General features: G+C 48.0%; 19 protein-coding genes. 12 read left to right on the top strand and 7 right to left on the bottom strand.

Features of this window, described 5'->3' with window-relative positions:
• Positions 1 to 179: 179 nt before the first annotated feature.
• From ACO0K1_RS13205 to ACO0K1_RS13175, 7 genes are read left to right on the top strand one after another with little or no spacing between them, the layout of a single operon-like run.
• A complete protein-coding gene (locus tag ACO0K1_RS13205) occupies positions 180 to 1,472 on the top strand; it encodes an NAD(P)/FAD-dependent oxidoreductase (RefSeq protein WP_423026524.1) in 1,293 nt (430 codons plus the stop codon).
• Position 1,473: 1 nt separating this feature from the next.
• Entirely contained in the window at positions 1,474 to 2,289 is an 816-nt protein-coding gene (locus tag ACO0K1_RS13200; RefSeq protein ID WP_423026433.1) for a DUF1365 domain-containing protein, read from the top strand.
• The gene (locus tag ACO0K1_RS13195; RefSeq protein WP_423026431.1) at positions 2,286 to 3,530 is read left to right on the top strand and encodes a class I SAM-dependent methyltransferase; all 1,245 of its coding nucleotides are present in this window, start codon (positions 2,286 to 2,288) and stop codon (positions 3,528 to 3,530) included. The genes ACO0K1_RS13200 and ACO0K1_RS13195 overlap by 4 nt, the downstream gene beginning before the upstream one ends.
• Positions 3,527 to 4,102 (top strand): chalcone isomerase family protein, encoded by a 576-nt coding sequence (locus ACO0K1_RS13190; RefSeq protein ID WP_423026429.1) that lies wholly within the window; start codon positions 3,527 to 3,529, stop codon positions 4,100 to 4,102. The genes ACO0K1_RS13195 and ACO0K1_RS13190 overlap by 4 nt, the downstream gene beginning before the upstream one ends.
• 26 nt (positions 4,103 to 4,128) lie before the next feature.
• Complete coding sequence (locus ACO0K1_RS13185) at positions 4,129 to 4,686, top strand: DUF3833 domain-containing protein (RefSeq protein WP_423026427.1); 558 nt, start codon at positions 4,129 to 4,131, stop codon at positions 4,684 to 4,686.
• Positions 4,683 to 5,450: an SDR family NAD(P)-dependent oxidoreductase gene (locus ACO0K1_RS13180; protein WP_423026425.1), complete on the top strand. Its 768-nt coding sequence runs from the start codon at positions 4,683 to 4,685 to the stop codon at positions 5,448 to 5,450. The genes ACO0K1_RS13185 and ACO0K1_RS13180 overlap by 4 nt, the downstream gene beginning before the upstream one ends.
• Positions 5,451 to 5,463: 13 nt before the next feature.
• Positions 5,464 to 5,895, top strand: a complete 432-nt coding sequence (locus tag ACO0K1_RS13175) for a nuclear transport factor 2 family protein (protein ID WP_423026423.1) — start codon at positions 5,464 to 5,466, stop codon at positions 5,893 to 5,895.
• Between the two features lie 143 nt (positions 5,896 to 6,038).
• Here the strand turns inward: ACO0K1_RS13175 and ACO0K1_RS13170 are convergent, their stop codons facing one another.
• Entirely contained in the window at positions 6,039 to 6,464 is a 426-nt protein-coding gene (locus tag ACO0K1_RS13170) for a nuclear transport factor 2 family protein (protein ID WP_423026421.1), read from the bottom strand.
• A gap of 179 nt (positions 6,465 to 6,643) precedes the next feature.
• Positions 6,644 to 8,659 carry an FAD-dependent oxidoreductase gene (locus tag ACO0K1_RS13165; protein WP_423026419.1) on the bottom strand — a complete coding sequence of 672 codons (2,016 nt, stop codon included), beginning with the start codon at positions 8,657 to 8,659 and terminating at the stop codon, positions 6,644 to 6,646.
• Positions 8,660 to 8,821: 162 nt separating this feature from the next.
• Between ACO0K1_RS13165 and ACO0K1_RS13160 the strand changes: the two genes are divergently transcribed.
• Positions 8,822 to 9,379, top strand: a complete 558-nt coding sequence (locus tag ACO0K1_RS13160; RefSeq protein ID WP_423026417.1) for a PadR family transcriptional regulator — start codon at positions 8,822 to 8,824, stop codon at positions 9,377 to 9,379.
• Between the two features lie 5 nt (positions 9,380 to 9,384).
• Here ACO0K1_RS13160 and ACO0K1_RS13155 read toward each other — a convergent pair whose 3' ends face one another.
• The 3 genes from ACO0K1_RS13155 to ACO0K1_RS13145 form a co-directional block, all read right to left on the bottom strand.
• Complete coding sequence (locus ACO0K1_RS13155) at positions 9,385 to 10,104, bottom strand: hypothetical protein (RefSeq protein WP_423026415.1); 720 nt, start codon at positions 10,102 to 10,104, stop codon at positions 9,385 to 9,387.
• 153 nt (positions 10,105 to 10,257) lie between these two features.
• Positions 10,258 to 10,506 (bottom strand): DUF3297 family protein, encoded by a 249-nt coding sequence (locus ACO0K1_RS13150; protein WP_423026413.1) that lies wholly within the window; start codon positions 10,504 to 10,506, stop codon positions 10,258 to 10,260.
• A 174-nt stretch (positions 10,507 to 10,680) separates the two neighbouring features.
• Complete coding sequence (locus ACO0K1_RS13145; RefSeq protein ID WP_423026411.1) at positions 10,681 to 11,727, bottom strand: YeiH family protein; 1,047 nt, start codon at positions 11,725 to 11,727, stop codon at positions 10,681 to 10,683.
• 150 nt (positions 11,728 to 11,877) lie between these two features.
• Here ACO0K1_RS13145 and ACO0K1_RS13140 point away from each other — a divergent pair, with 150 nt between their 5' ends.
• Positions 11,878 to 12,777, top strand: a complete 900-nt coding sequence (locus tag ACO0K1_RS13140) for a LysR family transcriptional regulator (protein ID WP_423026409.1) — start codon at positions 11,878 to 11,880, stop codon at positions 12,775 to 12,777.
• Between the two features lie 175 nt (positions 12,778 to 12,952).
• Here ACO0K1_RS13140 and ACO0K1_RS13135 read toward each other — a convergent pair whose 3' ends face one another.
• Both ACO0K1_RS13135 and ACO0K1_RS13130 read right to left on the bottom strand, forming a co-directional pair.
• On the bottom strand, positions 12,953 to 13,891 hold the full coding sequence (locus ACO0K1_RS13135; protein ID WP_423026407.1) for a PhaM family polyhydroxyalkanoate granule multifunctional regulatory protein: 939 nt from the start codon (positions 13,889 to 13,891) through the stop codon (positions 12,953 to 12,955).
• 49 nt (positions 13,892 to 13,940) lie between these two features.
• Entirely contained in the window at positions 13,941 to 15,242 is a 1,302-nt protein-coding gene (locus tag ACO0K1_RS13130) for a branched-chain amino acid ABC transporter substrate-binding protein (RefSeq protein ID WP_423026522.1), read from the bottom strand.
• A gap of 252 nt (positions 15,243 to 15,494) precedes the next feature.
• On the opposite strand from ACO0K1_RS13130, the gene ACO0K1_RS13125 reads away from it, so the two are divergent.
• The 3 genes from ACO0K1_RS13125 (at position 15,495) to ACO0K1_RS13115 (ending at position 19,135) form a co-directional block, all read left to right on the top strand.
• Complete coding sequence (locus ACO0K1_RS13125; protein ID WP_423026405.1) at positions 15,495 to 16,700, top strand: DUF3108 domain-containing protein; 1,206 nt, start codon at positions 15,495 to 15,497, stop codon at positions 16,698 to 16,700.
• A 1-nt stretch (position 16,701) separates the two neighbouring features.
• On the top strand, positions 16,702 to 17,457 hold the full coding sequence (locus ACO0K1_RS13120; protein ID WP_423026403.1) for a DUF3108 domain-containing protein: 756 nt from the start codon (positions 16,702 to 16,704) through the stop codon (positions 17,455 to 17,457).
• Positions 17,458 to 17,731: 274 nt separating this feature from the next.
• Positions 17,732 to 19,135, top strand: a complete 1,404-nt coding sequence (locus tag ACO0K1_RS13115; RefSeq protein ID WP_423026401.1) for a hypothetical protein — start codon at positions 17,732 to 17,734, stop codon at positions 19,133 to 19,135.
• Positions 19,136 to 19,400: the final 265 nt, after the last annotated feature.

The raw sequence follows: 19,400 nt of genomic DNA, 5'->3' as shown, positions 1-19,400 counted from the left end.
GTATATTTTGTGACTAATGAGTCACGAAATGAAATTAGTGGTCACATTTTATCCTAACAGATAAATTTGCGTGGTAAATCTTCTTGCTATTTGTGTTAATTATTTATTAAATTGACTCTAAATAGTCTTATTTTTGTAATTCCAGCATTTAAATCACCTCAAATTGAGACGGCGTCATGATGAATATTGCAGTGATCGGTTCCGGCATCTCCGGTCTATCCAGTGCCTACGAGCTTAGCAAGGCCGGACATGAAGTGAGCTTGTTTGAGGCAAACGGCTATTTCGGCGGTCATACGCATACGGTCGACGTTACGCTCGATCAGCAGACTTATGGCGTTGATACGGGTTTTTTGGTGTTTAACCATAAAACCTACCCCAATCTGGTGCGCTTATTTGAAGAACTAGAAATTGAAACCGCTGCGACCGACATGTCGTTCTCAGTCAAAATGCCACTCGGCAAGAGAACCCTGGAATGGGGCGGCGCAGATCTGAGCACGGTATTTGCACAAAAACGCAATCTAGTCAGCCCGGGTTTTCTGCGCATGCTGCGCGATATCGTGCGCTTTAACCGCCAAACTACCGCTTTGGCTTTGCGTAAAGATGCGCAAGAATTTCAAACGCCATTAGGTCACTTTCTCGATCAACATCACTACAGCAAAGAATTTCGTCATTGGTATCTGTTACCAATGGCGGCGTGCATCTGGTCTTGTCCTACCTCGACGATGATGGCGTTTCCGGTGGCCTCGTTTGTGAATTTTTGCCATAACCACGGCTTGCTACAAATTACCAACCGACCACAGTGGTACACGGTACGCGGCGGTGCGCGACATTACGTTGAAAAGATGTTGCCACACATCGCCCACCGTTACCTGAATACCGCTGTAAAAGCGGTCTACGCCAGCGCTCAGGGCAATATGGTCGTACATTCAACAAAAGGCTTGCAAGAGTTTGATGAAGTCGTGATGGCGGCGCATAGTGATCAAAGTTTACAATTACTCACCGATGCCAACGAAAGAGAAAAACAAATCCTTTCTGCCGTTCAATACCAGGCAAATCGTGCTGTCTTGCATACGGATAGCCGCTTTCTCCCTGAGAACAAAAAAACCTGGTCGGCATGGAATTATGAAAGCAAATCAGGGGACGAAAGCCGGGTTTGTGTCCACTATTTGCTTAATCATTTACAGCCATTGCCATTCACGACACCAGTGATTGTGACACTGAATCCAATTGAAGAACCGCGTACTGACAACGTGATCGCCAGTTTCGATTATGCACATCCGGTTTTCGATAAAGCTGCGATCCGCGCACAGCAACAGTTAGCAGATATTCAAGGTAAGCGGGGAGTCTGGTTTGCCGGTGCATGGACCAATTATGGCTTTCATGAAGATGGTCTGACATCAGGCTTAAACGTCGCTAGAGCACTTATTGAACGTGCGGAAGCAGCAAAAAAATCGCAAGGCAGAGCCGCCTAAAATGACATTACCTCACGTGCTCACAAGCTTGCCTGCTATACGTCTCTGTGAAGGCGAAGTAGCGCACATGCGCCTGCGGCCGGCGAAAAATGCATTCAGGTATGGCGTCTATTTCCTACGGCTACCCATGCGGGCAATGGCAACCTCCATCGAGGTAAGTCATAGTCGTTGGTTCTCACACAATCGCTTCAATCTGTTGTCATTTTTTGATAAGGATCATGGTGATGGGAAGAAGAGTCCAACCGTCTGGATCGATCAATTGCTGGAGTCTGAACATATACACGATGCCAAAGGCGAAATCTGGTTGCAATGTTTTCCTCGGGTACTAGGTTATGTGTTTAATCCGGTCTCATTCTGGTTTTGCCACCGCACTGACGGTAGCTTGCGTGCGATTGTATGTGAAGTGCGCAACACCTTCGGCGAGAAACATGTGTATTTGTTGGAGCATGGCGACAAGATGAGAAATGGTGAAGAACTGAAAGCAAAGAAGATTTTTCATGTATCACCATTTTGTGCTGTCGAGGGTCAATATCGCTTTCGCTTCTTGCAAAAAGCAAGCACAGACGACGGCTTGACCAGCCATCGGCACATTGCAAAAATTGATTACGATGATGCGACCGGACCCTTATTACTGACGAGCATTGTCGGCACCGAATGTACGCTAAACGACAGAAAAATTCTGAGTCTGATGGTTAGCTACCCATTGATGACCGTTGGCGTTGTTCTGAGAATTCACATTCAGGCACTCAGGCTATTCATCAAACGAGTCCCTTTCTTTTCTAAACCAAAACCACCATCCGAAGAGGTGAGCCGATGAGCACACTACACCCTACTGTCACGACAACCAACGCCCGTGAGAACCAACTAGACATGGGACATTTTCCCGCGGAAGCGCGTTTTGTAGTTGGCTTACTTCATCGATTAGAACACGGAACTTTAACGGTCCATTTCCCTGATGGCCAGATTGCCCATTTCGGTCGTGCTGACGACGGTAACCGGCATGTCTCTTTGAATCTGAAGAACTGGCAAATCTACCGTGCCGTTCTTAAATCCGGCGACATTGGTTTCGCTGAAAGTTATATCGCCGGTCACTGGACGAGCAGTAATCTGGCGGGCTTAATTGAACTTATTACCCGTAACCGCGCTCAGTTAGAGTCTGTCATTTATGGTACTTGGTGGGGAAATCTTCTGTATCGTATTAAACATTTTTTGAACCGCAATTCCAAGGCGGGCAGTAAAAAAAATATTCATGCTCATTACGATATCGGTAATGATTTTTACCGCCTGTGGCTCGATCCGTCGATGACCTATTCGAGTGCCTTATTTTCTGGCGATCAGGTTGATAATTTACATGATGCGCAGCAAACAAAATACCGACGCATCTTAGAACAGCTGGCGTTACCATCCGATGCAAAGGTATTAGAAATCGGTTGTGGCTGGGGTGGTTTCGCAGAAATGGCAACACGTGACGCCAATGCGCATGTCACAGGGCTGACGCTCTCAACAGAGCAATTACATTTCGCCCGTGAACGCTTACAGCGCGCTGGCCTGCGTGCGCGAAGTGACTTACAGATTCAGGATTATCGTGATGCCCACGGCGATTATGATGCGATTGCTTCAATTGAAATGTTTGAAGCAGTTGGTGAAGATTATTGGCCAGGCTATTTCTCCTGCTTGCAGCGGAATCTGAAATCTGGCGGTCGTGCTTGTATTCAAAGTATTGTGATCGCCGATGAACTATTTGAACGCTATCGCAAAGGTACGGATTTCATTCAACAGTATATATTTCCGGGTGGCATGTTGCCATCAATAGAAATATTCCAACAACTCGCCGAAGAGCATGGGCTGGAAGTGATTGATACATTCACTTTTGGTCTGGACTATGCGCGGACTTTATTGGAATGGCGTAAAACCTTCATGGAAAAAATCAATGAGGTGAAAGCGCAAGGATTTGATGATGAGTTTATCCGTACGTGGGAATTTTATCTGGCGTATTGCGAAGCGGGATTCCGCGCTGACAATATCGATGTAGCGCAATTCACGTTAGTAAAAAAATGATGCCGCGAGCTTGGATTCATGCAACATGCGCTGTAGCCTGCTGGTTAGGTGTTGCGACGACCTCCTACGCTGAGCCAGTACAGGTTACACAAAATGCACCCGCCTATATCCTGACGGAAGTGCCACAAGCGGTGATTCAGGGCCAAGGCACATATCGCTGGTTTGGCCTGAGCATCTATGACGCAACGCTGTGGACGGACCCGGGCAGCTGGAGTGATCAACTCAAGCAAAAAATCGCTCTGGATTTGCGTTACAGCAGAAACTTGCTCGGCCGAAAAATCGCCGAAGCCAGTCTGCAAGAAATAGAAAAGCTGCAGCGAGGCAGCGTCAGCCAGCGTCAAATCTGGTTGCAACAAATGATTGCACTGTTCCCTGATGTCAAAGAAGGTTCGCATATTACCGGCATTTTGGTACCCAATGAATCGGCACGATTTTATCTGGACGGTAAGTGGTTGGGAGAAATTCGTGATGCCGATTTCGCGAATGCATTTTTTGCGATATGGCTCGACCCACACACCTCAGCACCTGACTTAAGAAAAAAATTGCTCGCGCTTCACCCTCCCTCTCATTGAATTGCAGCACCGACCAAGGATGCACTATGAAACCCTTATTCCACTTGCGCTGTCTGGCTGTACTCAGCATGCTCTTCCTACTAGCCTCTTGCGCTAGCAGCACCGACCCCGCCATCTATCGTCAAGAAAAGCCCGCCCTGGATTTAAGGACTTATTTCAATGGTACGGTGGATGCCTGGGGCATGTTTCAGGATCGGTCAGGAAAAATCGTCAAACGCTTTACGGTCGTGATGCAATGTCATTGGGAAGGTGACACAGGCACTTTAGACGAAGCTTTCCAATACGCCGATGGCACGAAACAACGCCGCGTCTGGACTTTAAAACAAACGGCGCCGGATCACTTTGTGGGCACTGCTGCCGATGTGATTGGTAACGCTGAAGGTATCGTCTCAGGTAACACTCTGCATTGGAATTATGTGCTAGCACTGCCTGTCGATGGCAGCATCTATCATGTCGACTTCGATGATTTGATGGTGTTGATGGACGATAAAGTCATGCTCAATCGTGCCATCATGCGCAAATTTGGCTTTGAATTGGGGAGCGTCACTTTATCTTTCACTAAGCGTGATGGCGTACCAAAATGAACCCGCCTATCCAAGATTGGAAAAGCAAGCGGGTTTGGGTTATTGGTGCCTCGACAGGAATCGGCGCCGAAACAGCACGCTTATTGCTTAGCCAAGGCGCTGATGTCGCCTTGTCAGCCCGCCACCTTGGCAGCTTGCAAGAAACAGCCGCAGGCTGTCCGCACGCTGTCATCGAACCCTTAGACATCACCGATCTGGCTAGCTTACACGCGGCAAGTGAACGTCTTTTAGAGCGTTGGACAAGGATTGATCTTGTGTTAGTGGTGGCAGGCACTTATAACGAAATGCGTGCTGATAGCTTTGATATGGCTGCCGCTGATCGCTTACTCGATATCAATGTTCGCGGCGTCTATCATTGCCTGGATGTGGTTTTACCCACCCTGTTAAAACAAGGTGGTGGCGGTCTCGGTATCGTCGCTTCCGTTGCAGGCCTATCGGGTCTGCCGAAAGCCTTGGTCTATGGCCCCAGCAAAGCGGCAATCATTAATTTATGCGAGTCTCTTTATATCGACTTACATCCTCGTAATATTGCGGTATACCTGATCAATCCAGGATTTGTCGCAACGCCGCTGACAGAGAAAAACGACTTTGATATGCCAGCACTAATGACCGCGCCTGATGCAGCCGCCGCTTTAATCAAAGGCATAGAGAAAGGGGATTTTCATATTCACTTTCCCAAGCGTTTTACCAACTGGTTACGATTGGCACGCTTGTTACCGTATCGCAGTTATTTTTATTTGGTTCACAAGGTCACTGGTTTATAAGGAGTTATGAACGATGGATCACCAACCCAGCGTACAGCATCTGGTAGATTTTTTTGAAACGCTGACGGTAGAACGAACGCAAGATCTTTCTGCGGTCTACACCAACGATGCTTACTTTAAAGATCCATTTAATGAAGTCCGGGGCTTACCGGCTGTTACGCGGATTTTTCAACATATGTTTGTGCAAGTTGAGAAGCCACGTTTCCGAATTACCTCGACGGTATTGGAAGGAAATACCGCATTTTTATGTTGGGAGTTTTATTTTTATATGAAAAAATTCAACCCCAATGAGCAATGCATACGCGGTGCAACACATATTCGCTTTGCGGCCGATGGCAAAGTAGAAATGCACAGAGATTATTGGGATGCCGCCGAAGAGTTATACGAAAAACTACCTTTTCTGGGTGGCCTGATGCGATGGTTGAAACGGACTGCGAATAAGTGATAGCGTCATCATTGGGTATGATACTTTGGTCGATGTGATGGGTTCCACCCACCCTACAAAAATATCTCGCATGCGATTTTTACGTAGGGTGGGGAGACGTTGCCATCAACACCAAATCCCGATAATACCTCTTTGCGTTCGTGCTACAAGGCTTTGTAGGCCGGTAGAAATGCCGCCAGTTTGCTTGCCATTTCCTGACCCAGCGCTTGTAACGCACTCATAGGACGAACCATCACTTCAAACTCGACGATCTTACCTTCATCGTCAAAACGAATCATATCCACGCCCTTGAGTTGCTTGTCCTGCACATTGGCGCTAAATTCCAGAATCACGCTGAGACCATCATCGGTAGCGAATTCACGGTGGTATTGAAATTCACTAAAAACATTGGATACGGTCGTCAAAATCAAATTGACGGCAATCGCACTCGCGTAGGGCTTGTGCGCCATGGGTGAGCGGAAGACTGCATCTGGATGAAGAATATTGATCAAACCTGACAAATCATTGATGGCGATCATCTGATGCCATTGTGCAAGGCTTGCCGCGACCTTTGGTTGTAGTGTTTGCATTCTTGTCTCCAAATTCGTAGGTTTTATTTTTAGCTGTACAAACGATAGTGCATCGACACTGAAACGACAACATTCTAAGGAAACATTCCCCTCTCCCGCGAACGGGAGAGTAGGAAAGGGGGACGGTGAGAGGTCGAGGCACTGCGCGGGGAAGTGAGGACAGTCGTAAAATGTTTTTCTCAAATCGACGCGCCTAAACGTGTGCCTTGATTGATCGCGCGTTTAGCATCGAGTTCTGCTGCAACGTCAGCACCACCGATGAGATGAACGACTTTGCCAGCCGCTTCCAATGCTGCTTGCAGGTCACGGCGTGGTTCCTGTCCAGCACACAGAATCACATTATCGACTGGGAGTGTTTTTTGTTGGCCATCAAATGTGACGTGCAAACCAGCATCGTCGATTTTGTTGTACGTCACGCCGGCAAACATATGTACGCCGTGATTTTTCAGACCGGTGCGGTGAATCCAGCCGGTCGTTTTACCAAGACCATCCCCTACTTTGGAGGTCTTACGTTGCAACAAATAGATATTCCTCGGCGATGCTTCTATATGCGCTTCTGTCAGACCACCGACATTTTTGTAGTCGGTATCAACGCCCCACTCTGCAAAAAACTTTTTAGGATCGAGGCTTGCGCTGGTGCCGCTGTGGCTCAGATATTCGGCAACGTCAAATCCTATACCGCCAGCGCCAATAATCGCAACCGTTTTTCCAACATGCGCTTTCTCTTTAATGACGTCGATATAATTCAATACTTTGGCATGGTTGATGCCGTCAATATCTGGCGTGCGTGGCGTGATGCCAGTCGCTAAGATGACTTCATCAAAGTCAGCAAGATCAGCAGACGTCACAAAGGTATTCAAACGTAATTCAACACCCGTCAATTGAATTTGCTTCGCAAAATAGCGCAAGGTTTCATAGAACTCTTCTTTGCCAGGCACTTGCTTGGCAATATTAAATTGCCCGCCAATTTCAGGGGCGGCATCGAACAAGGTAACGTGATGGCCTCGCTTTGCAGCGGTGGTCGCAAAACTCAAACCAGCCGGACCAGCGCCAACAACGGCAATTTTCTTTGCGGTGGTTACTGGTGCATCGATGATTTCAGTTTCGTGACAGGCACGTGGATTCACCAGACAAGAAGTCAATTTGCCACCGAAGGTATGATCCAGACACGCCTGATTACATCCGATGCAGGTGTTAATTTCATCGGCTTTGCCTTGTTCTGCTTTACGGAAAAACAGAGGGTCTGCCAGTAGCGGACGGGCCATTGAAACCATATCGCAGAAATTGTCTGCCAATAATTGTTCAGCGATTTCCGGTGTGTTGATACGATTCGTCGCCACCAAAGGAATGTTGACATGCCCTTTGAGTTTTTGTGTGACCCAGGCGTAAGCAGCTCGTGGAACTTTCGTCGCGATCGTCGGGATACGTGCCTCATGCCAACCGATACCAGTATTAATGATCGTTGCGCCTGCCGCTTCAATGGCTTGCGCGAGTTGGATGACTTCTTCCAGAGTCGATCCGCCTTCCACCAGATCAAGCATGGACAAGCGATAAATAATAATGAAGTTAGTACCGACTTTTTCACGTATACGGCGTACGATTTCTATCGGAAAACGAATCCGATTTTCATAGGCACCGCCCCATTCATCATCGCGTTGATTCGTGCGAGCAGCAATAAATTCATTGATCAGATAGCCTTCTGATCCCATGACCTCGACACCATCATAACCAGCGTACTGTGCCAGTCCTGCGCAACGTACAAAGTCAGAGATCGTTTCCTCAACTTCTGAGGTTGTTAATGCGTGCGGTGTAAAGGGGTTGATTGGCGCTTTTAATGCACTTGGCGCGACCAACGTTGGCTGATAAGAATAGCGGCCAAAATGTAAAATCTGCATGGCGATTTTGCCACCAGCTTCATGCACGGCATGGGTCACGATTTTGTGATGTTCTGCTTCAGCCTCGGTCGTCAACATAGCGCCACCATGCATAGGACGCGCACGTTCATTAGGTGCAATACCGCCTGTGACCATCAACGCCACACCACCGCGGGCACGCTCTGAGTAGAATGCCGCCATGCGCTCAAAGCCATTGTCAACCTCTTCCAGCCCAACGTGCATTGAACCCATCAATAGGCGATTGGGTAACGTCGTAAATCCAAGATCTAATGGCTTTGTCAGGTGCGGATAAAAAGACATGGCGTTTCCTTCGTGAGTTCGTAAATTCGTAAATTGAGTTTGAGATGCAATTAAGCAACTTAAAATTGAACATTAATGCGATGAGAATAGCGAAACAAGTTTGTTTATGCAACCAGTTGCATATAAAATTGATGCAAATCCGATTGAGTATGCCCTCTAACTATGTCTTTACAACACGCTTTATTAACTTCTATTGTCGAAAAGCCCTGTTCTGGCTATGAGCTGGCGCGGCGTTTTGATAAATCAATAGGTTATTTCTGGCATGCAACGCACCAGCAGATTTATCGCGAACTTGCTCGAATGGAAGAACAAGGCTGGGTCAGTTCGGTTGAGGTGGAAGGGGGGCGTGCCGGTAAACGAAAATTTGAAGTTCTAGCCGCTGGCAAAAAGGAATTGCGTAGCTGGGCGAGCGAGCACAGCGAACCGTTCCGTTTGCGCGATGAAATGATGGTTAAGCTGCGCGCCGATGCGGCGGTAGGGCCGCTGGGTTTGGCGGAAGAATTTGAACGCCGCCTGCGTTTACACGAGCAAGAATTGCAAACCTATCGAGAAATCGAAAAACGCGATTTTAGTGCTGCCGATTTGTCACGTGAAGCGCAAGTTCACTATCTGATCCTCAAAGCGGGGATTGCCTTTGAAGAAAGTCGGATTGAATGGACCAAGGAAGCCATTTTGATTTTGCGCCAGGACATCAACTCATTGCCCGCTACAAGTTTGTAAACGTCTCAATGGTCGAGCAAGTGTAACGTTTTCTGCCACTCCGCTTCCCAGCTATCCAGAAAATCGTGTGACTGAAAAACTTTCGTCAGCCGTGACATGGGTACCCTATACAAGTCATTCAGACCGAGCGCTAAGGTCACCGGATTCCAAAGAAATTTGTTTTTTGCTTTTTTGGTACTGCTTTTAATTCTTGCCCCATCGTCGCCAAACAATGCCAGTCCGCCCTCCACTGCCTGCTCCAGATTAATTTTTGCCAAGCCTGAAAAAGCGAGTAATACCTGGGTTTTGTTAATGCCATCTTGTGATTCGGTCGCACTTAATGCCACAGCTACCGGAGCGGCGTCCGCGTTAGCCTGTTGTTGCATTTTTTTTAGTAACTTTTGCAGGTCTTTTTTCAAGAAGCGTAATTCGTGCAAGCTCTTGCGGATACCGGGCGCAGGCAAGCGACTGACGATGTTATCGACGTCTTTGGTGATCGTCATGAGAACATCCTCACTACCGTCAATTAAACGCTGTGTATCGTCTTTAAAAAAAATTGGTGCGGCATATCCACCATTCGCGTCGCCAAACAGCTCTGGCATTGCGACGTCGTAATCAAGCCAGACATAAGGGGTGAGGCCATTCTCCAACAAGCGCGCCAAATTCCAGGCGGCGTCAGTTTGGTGTGCTAGCCAGTTGCATGCTTGCTCGCAGGTCGCGCGGTAAGGCAGTTCGGTGATCGTCATATTGGCTTTCGTCTGCCGTTCGAATGGTTAGCTGCTAAGCAGAAGAAAAATGGCTAGCTGGATTTACCTGGCTAGCCATGTTTGTTTTGTCATTACTTGTCAGTGCGTCATTATTCTTTGTTTTCACCATACGGAAAACAAATCAGGAAAATCTTAACGGTAAAACGCTTCGACTTTACCTTTTAATTTGATCAACATCGGCTTGCCCTTGCGGTCCAGGGTTTTACCAGCAGAAACTTTGATCCAACCTTCGCTCAGGCAGTATTCATCAACGTCGAGGCGCTCTTTGTCGTTGAATTTAATACCGACATCATGCTGGAACACGTCACGGTTGAAGTAAGGACTGCTTGGATCAATCGACAAGCGGTCTGGTATTGGGGGGAGTTGAGAGATATCGTTCATGGCCGCAATTATCTACCAGAATCTGTGACAGGACAACTTCGGGGAGTGAATTACTATTTTAACAATCGATTTCATCTTAACCGAGAGCTTATTTCTGTCCGTAGCAAAGACTCACGCAATATCATCCCAGCAAGGATCTACCATGCAGCTTGGGCAATGGGTCGAGTACCCTGATTAAAACATAGCGCGAATGATGTGGTTAATGGCTGCGCCGCCAAAAATTAAGTACGCAAACATCACGCCAGCCAGCAATAAAGGCTTCATACCAGCCTGACGTATTGCTTTGACATGTGTTGCCAGACCCAGACCAGCGGTTGCCATTGCCAAAACCCAAGTGTCAAGAGTGAGGCCAAATTGGCTGACGGCTGTTGGCAATATGTTCAGAGAATTCACACCTGCAACCGCGATGAATAACAGAGCAAACCAAGGAATCGTGATAGGCGCTTTTACCGGTGCTTGTCCACCTTGTATAGCGTGGGCACGCGCTTTTTTGCTATCCCACCACATCGACAAACAAACCAAAAATGGTGCCAACATCATGACGCGTAACATTTTTGTGATGACCGCTGACGCAGCAGTGTTTTCATCCATTTGCATACCTGCAGCAACGACCTGACCGACATCATGCATGGTTGAACCAGTGAACATGCCAAAGCTTTGTGCATCGACTAAGTAACCCAGATGGTGATTCAATTGAAACAGCATAGGATAGATAAACATCGCCAATGTGCCAAAGATGACCACCGTTGAAACCGCGACAGCGACTTTTGCGGCGTCGGCTTTGACTACGGTTTCGGTCGCCAGAATCGCCGATGAGCCGCAAATAGCGCTACCGGCACCGATCAAAATGGAGGTTTTGCTATCAAGCTTAAAAAAACGCGTACCAATGTAATAGGCCAGAAAGAAAGTTGAGCATAAAACGGTGGCATCAATCAACATGCCTGCCCAGCCAACCTGACCGATTTGTTGGAACGTGATCTTAAAACCGTAAAGAATAATCCCAAGCTGTAACAGGGTTTTTTTAGAGAAAACCACGCCATCGGCTGTATGTGCCGCAATACGTGGATAAATCGTGTTGCCAACCAACATGCCGATCAATAAAGCGATGGTCAACGCAGACGCATGTGTGTGATGTGCCAATTGACTACTACTTAGTCCTATAGCGATGGCGGCGATCGCTGCGGTTAAACCCAGACCCGCTACTTTATTGAGCTTATTCATGATGCGTATATGCTTATGCAAAAAACGTTTAAGTGAAGCCAGTGTAGTTTGCTTGCATAAATAGGTAAAACAGATTGTTTTTATATTCAATATCGGAAATACCGATATAATGAATGTGACCATTTTCCCTGCCAAAGAGAGTCATTCCTAATGCATATCACGCTACGTCAACTAGAAGTCTTTGTGGCTGTCGCCCGTGCTGGTACTGGCACTGCGGCGGCAAGTCAGCTGGCCCTATCACAATCGGCAGCGAGCAGCGCTTTGAGTGATCTGGAATACCAATTAGGCGAACCATTGTTCAATCGCGTCGGCAAGCGCTTGCAATTGAATGAAAACGGCCGATATTTGCTGCCCAAGGCGGAAGCCCTGTTAGAAGGCGCCAGCGAGATCGAGCAGAGCTTTAAAACGGGCGTTCCTGTTCGTTTGCGTCTATATGCGAGTATGACGATAGGCAATGACGTATTGCCGGGACTGGCGGCGCAGTTCTTACGTCAGGAACCAGACAGCCGTCTAGAAATCGCTATCGGTAATTCCCAAGATGTTGTTGAAGCGATCTTAAGTTTTAGGGCGGACTTTGGTCTGATCGAAGCGCCATGCCACGACAGCCGTCTGGTGGCAGAGCCATGGCTGCATGATCAGATGCAATTGTTTTGCCATGCCAGTCATCCTTTGGCGCATACAACACCAGCGTTAGTGCAATTGAAGCAAGCGGCATGGGTACTACGTGAACCGGGCTCTGGCTCACGCGAGGTCACTGAGGCCGCATTTGCGCCGCATTTAGGTGTTCTCAACAGCGTATTGGAATTAGGTAGCGCAGAAGCAATCTCACGTGCTGTGGGTACCGGACTGGGAATCGCTTGCGTGTCATCGCGGGCAATCAGCGACAAACTTGCCTCTGGTGACTTTGCGCCCATCCATACGCCATGGGCACAGCTTAATCGCCGCTTTTATCTGGTTTATCACCAGGAAAAAATCCTCTCTGGCGGTTTACAGCGTTTTCGGGAATTATGTAGATTGAAGTTCATCGAGGAAGTGGCGCAAGGCGCATGATGGATTCATAATGACCTGTTGCATTGCGCAGATACGCTGATTCAAAGCAAACTTGTCATTCGAGCTAAAAGCACGCAGGAATGACAAAATTGCGCATCTATAGGACGGGAACAACCCGCGCTGATTTATTGAGTAAATTCGAATGGCGGGTTGCACCTCCCGCGCCTTACGACAGTTATTTTTTTACAGGTTTTCCGGCCGTCTTCTTAGGGGCTGATGGCGGCTTGACGCTTGCTTTTATGACTGTGCTAGCTGCTGCTTTGCTGACAGGCTTCGCTTTGGCTGGAGCGGTTTTGGTGACTGCTTTGGCGACTGTTTTTGTAGTGGCTTTGGGCTTTGATTTGGTTGCAGTAGCTGGTTTATCACTGGCTTTCTTTGACGCTGCTGGTTTTTTATTGTTATCGGCGTTGTTGGTCGCAGTGGCAACACTTTGGGCGATGCCTGGTTCGCTTTCTAAGGCCTTGCTTACGGCTTGTTTAAACTGATCTTGTAACAAGCCCCACCACGCTGCAGGTGTCGCAAAGGGTGCGCTGGCATCAGCAGACTGTGTAGCAGCCTCAGCGTGTGTTTTGGCGCTATTTTCTGTCGCCTTGGCTACTTCAGGCGCTGCGCTACTTGCCGGGTCGATATGTTCTGGCGGCATGTCGATATCTTCGTCTTCGTCTTCGTCTTCTTCGTCTTCTACCGCGGGCTCGGGAATCTTGTGACTACCAGCGGGCATGGGCCAATCCGCATTACTGCTTTGGTTCGTTGCCTCCGTAGAAGAAGACGAAGGCGATGGCGACGGACTTGCATAAGCGCTTGCAGGGGCAGCGCTTGCGGTGGCCTGTTGGGCGTGTTGAGCGAAACTTTCTCCCAGGGATTGCAGCGCAGCGATCGTCGCGCGTTGCACTTCTAGCGCCTGAATCGTACCCCGCAACATATTCATGTTGACGGTCAACCAGGATTCTACCGTCTTCAAATCCTTGATTTTCTTATCTAACTCATCGAGCGACATTGGGGGCGCGACCATGCCGGGAATATTCATACTACCCCAAAGATTTTTAATAAAGCCGAGCGGATCAGACATCGAATTCGCACCGGAAAAATCAGAACCAGAAAACGGATTACTCATCAAAATACTCCTGTGTTTGGGGCGTTGTGACTTGTTACGCAAGTCTTACTTATCTGTCCATCTTGCATGAGCTTGGCAATGCCGTCAATCTCGATTCAAAAAAAGCTTCTGTTCTAAAACCATAGCCACTGCCTTCGTTGTCAAAGCGGGTGCCAGCTTCGCCTTGCTTTTGCATCACTGAGACATATAAAGGCTGTAGCAACTGATGATCTTGTGCACGCATTTGCGCCTGGTGAAAGCCATTAACGAATTGGGCACCTTCCAGTGCTTTGGCGACCGCCGCGGCTTCCGTCGTCTGCGCTTTTTCTATGGCGCGGCTCAGCATCTCTAGCATGACGTGCATCCGCAAATGGACGTAATCCTCTTGTGGTTCTGCGTAGCGTACGCGAAAAGCTTGATAAAACTCATCACTCGCTTTACCGCCTACGTTTGGATGCCATTCAGCAACGGCACGCACACGTCCAACACCAGCATCCCCGATGGCGGCAGGAGCGCCGAGGGCATTGCCATAAAACGTATAAAATTTCAGGTTCATGCCAGATTCTCTGACGGCTTTGATTAACAAGGTCAGATCATTTCCCCAATTACCAGTAATGACAGTATCAGCACCACTGGCTTTGATTTTGGCCGCATATGGCGCAAAATCTTTGATTTTCCCGATTGGATGCAAATCTTCGCCAACAATATGCATATCAGGTCGTTTGCTCGCCAGCATAGCGCGCGCAATTTTATTCACGCCCCGTCCAAAACTATAATCCTGTCCAATCAAATAAACATTTTTCGCATGCGTATCGTTTTTTATCACTTCGGTGAGTACTTGCATACGCATATCTGCATTTGCATCAAAGCGAAAATGCCAATAGCTGCATTTTTCGTTCGTCAACGCGGGATCAACGGCAGAATAATTAAGAAATAAAACGCGATTTTCAGGAAAGCGTTGATTATGCTTATTGATCGCATCAACTAACGCCAAAGCTACCGCGGAACTATTTCCCTGGACAACAAAAGGAATGTGCTGATCAGCCACTTGTTTAAAGGCATTCAGTGATTCTTCGACACCTTGTTTATTGTCAATAATACTCAGTGTCAAGCGATGTGCGCCGTCAGGCAATTTAACGCCACCCCGGGCATTAATATTATCTATCGCGAGTTGTAGATTACGTTGCACCGCCAACCCAGCGTTGGTAAAGGCGCCACTCATTCCCTCTATCATCGCAATCCTGATCGGCGCGAGGTTTTTTGATGCCGCTTTGAGCTGATTGCCCTGGTGTGTTGCGGTGGTCTCAAACGCGGCTGACGCTGTAATTGAAGATGCTGATGCTGATGTCATTAACATCAGAAAAAGTAACATCAAGGAGTAAATAAAAAACTCACTAATGCGTTTAATGAACGACAAAGCTAAAGAAAAACGCATGGTATTATTTTCGAATAAATTTAAAAGGGTCTCACAAGTCGACGCAAGCTTTCAGATGTCAACACATCACTATACGAGGACTCATTTCTTAATCAGGTCATTGATTATGCGGTCTATTTTAACCGCATCGACTCACTTTCCGACATTGGTGAATTGCGCACACGGCGCGCGAACGATTACACTGGCAATATGAAATTGCTCAACCCAACAATCTTTCACACTCGATTTCCACTCCGGCTTCTGGCCTTTGCAAGTATCGCTTTGCTATTACATTATCTTGCCTGGGATACCTTGTCTGACATCGCCGCGCCGAGTACCGAAAAAACACAAACTGAAAAATTGGTTGCTGTTCAATTGACGCCTGCCTCTGAAGCAACCACTGAAGCAACCACTGAAGCAACCACGGTAGCAACCACAGTAACAACTAAAGTAGCAACGACAGTAGAAACAAATTCGGAACCACACCCGACCCAAAAAGCGACCGTTCAATTAACTGATAAACCTCACACAAATAATGTGATAGCACCACCTTCAAATCTTGAACGAGACACTCCACAAAACTTGCCAGCGCCAATAGAAATCCCAGCCGCGCATGCATCAACCGGCAATGCGGGAGAGAAAGACATTGATGCAACGGTGTCTGGCACTGAGAATAATCAAACTGACGCAAACAAAAAATCTGCCGATGATGACGTTGTAGATTTGTCTAGTCTGCGCGTGTTGCCCCCACCTTCGGGCAAAATGCATATGAAGGTCATGTATGTCGCAAAAAACATGAATCCGGTTTATGGCATCGGTGACATCCAATGGGTGACCAGGGACAACACGTATCAAATGCAAATTGAAGCATCGCTCGATTTACTACTAACGACGCTTCGCCTCTACAAATTACAAAGCGAAGGGACCATTGGGCAATATGGTATCGCGCCACAACAGATGACTGAAAGCCGCCGTGGCCGGGCAGAAACAGCGACGCATTTTCATTACGACACAAAAATAATAAGTTTCTCTGCGACAACCGCCGTGACGCCATTGAGCGCTGGCGCACAAGATAAAGCCACCATCATGATGCAGCTGAGCGGTCTGGGAATTGCCGCGCCGGAACAATTCGTCACAGGTAGAAGAATAGCGATACAAGTAGCTGAAAACCGCGAGGCAGAGAAATTTATTTTTGTCATTTCGGGACAAGAAGAAATTCAAACGTCAATCGGTAACATTCAGACCTGGCATATCATTCGACCGCCGCGTACAGGTTTATACAATTCAACATTAGAACTCTGGTTCGCGCCCGCGTACCATTGGTTTCCGCTACAACTACGTAACACGGAACCAAACGGTGCAGTTACTACTCAAACCGTCGATAAGATTCAATTCAATGCTTCCCCGGAAAACTAATATGCGCGTTCCATCTATCGCCTCATCTCTCTTTTATAGCGCTCTTTTGATCATTGGTGCAACCAGCACCGTCTTGGCCAATAGCGCAGATGTGCCGAACAAAGTTGCTTTTCAACTACCACCCGCAGCCGAATTGCAATACAGCATCAAAGCCAGGCAAAGCGGTATTTCTCTTGGCGGTTCGGCAAATGTTAAGTGGATGACGACCAACCACAGCTATCAGATTTTGACCGAAACACGCGCCATGCTTTTTGGGAAAATTCTCGAAGCAAGCAGTGTAGGAAACATCGATGAGTTCGGTCTTGCACCGGACAAATTTATCGAAAAACGTTTCGGCAAACCTGCCACCACCAGTAACTTTGACCGTGACAGTAAAACGATACGCTTCACAGCCTCCGCCGATACGTATCCAATTAAAGGCGGCGAACAAGATCGCACCAGCGCCACCTGGCAATTAGTCGCACAAGCACGTGCGGCAGGTGAAAAATTCCAAGCCGGCAGCGAGTGGAAAATGTTTGTTGCCGGGCGTCGGGATGCAGAAGTATGGACATTCAAAGTGATCGGCAGTGAAAAAATCAGCACGGCCATGGGTGAACAAAATACCATTCATATTAGCAAAGCCCCGCCGCCAGATTCCAGAGATCAGACGCTTGATATATGGCTCGCACCTGATCTGGAGTGGTATCCAATTCGATTGAAATTCAGCGATGCCAATGGCGAATTTATCGATCAGATGTTGGAAAGTATCAAAAAATGATATGCATGAGTTTTGGTTCTTATGCAAGATGATGAGATAGAGGATGCCGAAATAAGCAAGTCTGAGTTGCAGATGAAGAATTTACTTATCCCGTTCTAACGATGTAGGAAGCAAGCGAATTGCCCTACATTCCGTTACACGTCAACCTCTCATGCCGTCATCCAAATTCAATTGAGTGACGTTTGTACCACATGACAATAGGCAAGCTTGCGTAGCGCTTTTGTACGCGTTCAGGCAACACGCGATTTAGTCGTCCTAATACTATGGAACAAATATGAAAAAATTAGCGTTACTAGCGGTTGCCGGACTTGGCGGCTGCGTTGTTCAAGCTCCACCGGAACGAATTTATGTGCACACACCTCCGCGTGTTGTGTACCAACAGCCACCGTCACCCCCTACATACTATCCAGAAAATGGCCAGCAACAGGGGTCAGAGCAAGTCGTCAGTGTCTATGTCGAACCGCCTTTAGTACAACCTGAACCAATTATGGTGGAGTGGGCACCGCCGCCAATGCTGGTGGAAATACCACCACCGCAACCGTATGATGCGGCAATATGGACGGGCGGCTATTGGGTCTGGCAAGGGAATTGGATCTGGGCACATGGACGTTGGGCAGCACCACCGCGATTCGGTTATTGCTGGGTTCATCCATACTATGAAAATCGCGGTGGCGCCGTCGTGTTTGTCAATGGATTCTGGGCAGCTCCTGGGGTGCATTTCATCCAACCTTCACTGCAAATCCATTTGACTTTTGCGACGGTAAATCCCGGAGTTATACGTGGACCACGTCCAATTGGTCCTGATGGCGTATTCATTCCTGCGCCACCAGGCTCTGTAAGGGGCTTAATCGTGCCAGCACCGATCGGCACGTCGCCAGCAGTTGTCACTGGTGCGCCACCGATTGTGCGCGAAGGCATGCGCGTGCACATTGAGAACAACAGCAATAATACGGTGGCCAATCACAATACGACGATTGTCAACAACGTGACCATTATCGCGCCACCGGGAAGTACGGCAAATGGCCAGGCTGTGAATAGGTCAATTCCAGCGCAATCACACCTGGCGGCACAAATGCCACCGGTGGTAAGAGCGATGGCACCCGAACCAGCGTCAACCCGTCCTATTCCTAGTTATTCGCCGGGGCATGGGCAGGTCAATTTACCAGCGCCACAACCAGTACATTTCAACAATCAGGCGACGCCATCGCCGATGCCTGCACCAATGCCTACCTCGGCACCGCAATATGGTCAAGTGCCACAACATGGTCAACCACCATCGCTTCCAACGCCCGGAACGATGCCCGCGCAGCCACATCCAGCAGCGGCAAGTGGAATATCAGTACAACAACATCCGGCAACGCCTTTAGCGCCTGAACACTATCAGCCTCAGCAACAGCAACAGCAACAGCAACAGCAACAGCAACAGCAACAGCAACAGCAAAACTATAATCCGCCGCCACAATACCGTCCAAACGAAGGAACACCCACACCCGCTCCACAAAGACCGGTCAGCATGCCTGCATATCCAGAAATCAAGCCTGTACAGAACGTTCCGGTAAATGAAATGAGGATGCGTCAGGAACCAGAAAGAAAAGCCAATCCGGTGCAAATACCTGCCGCAAAAGGGCCAGCAAGAGAAGACAAAGAAAAGCTAAAGGAGCGCGAGCATGAACGCTAAGCGACAACAAAGTAACAAAGGTCGTACGTTTAAAAAGTACGCCCTCTTGAAACTTCAATAAGTTCGTTCAGTAATATCGTCAGCTATCATTCGACTGTCGAAAAAAATGGCGCTTTAACTTTAAGCGCCATTTTTATATGGCGAATTCTAGGATGAAGTGCAATTTATGAACGGTACCGGTTAATGAGGGCAAGATGCGATAGCATTTGTGCCTTTTTGACCGGCCAGTCGAAATTGCATAATGAACTACACACATCTCACCCAA

The organism is Undibacterium sp. SXout20W, assembly GCF_049340285.1.
Classification (GTDB): domain Bacteria; phylum Pseudomonadota; class Gammaproteobacteria; order Burkholderiales; family Burkholderiaceae_D; genus Undibacterium.
This window is presented reverse-complemented; position numbering and strand designations above follow the sequence as displayed.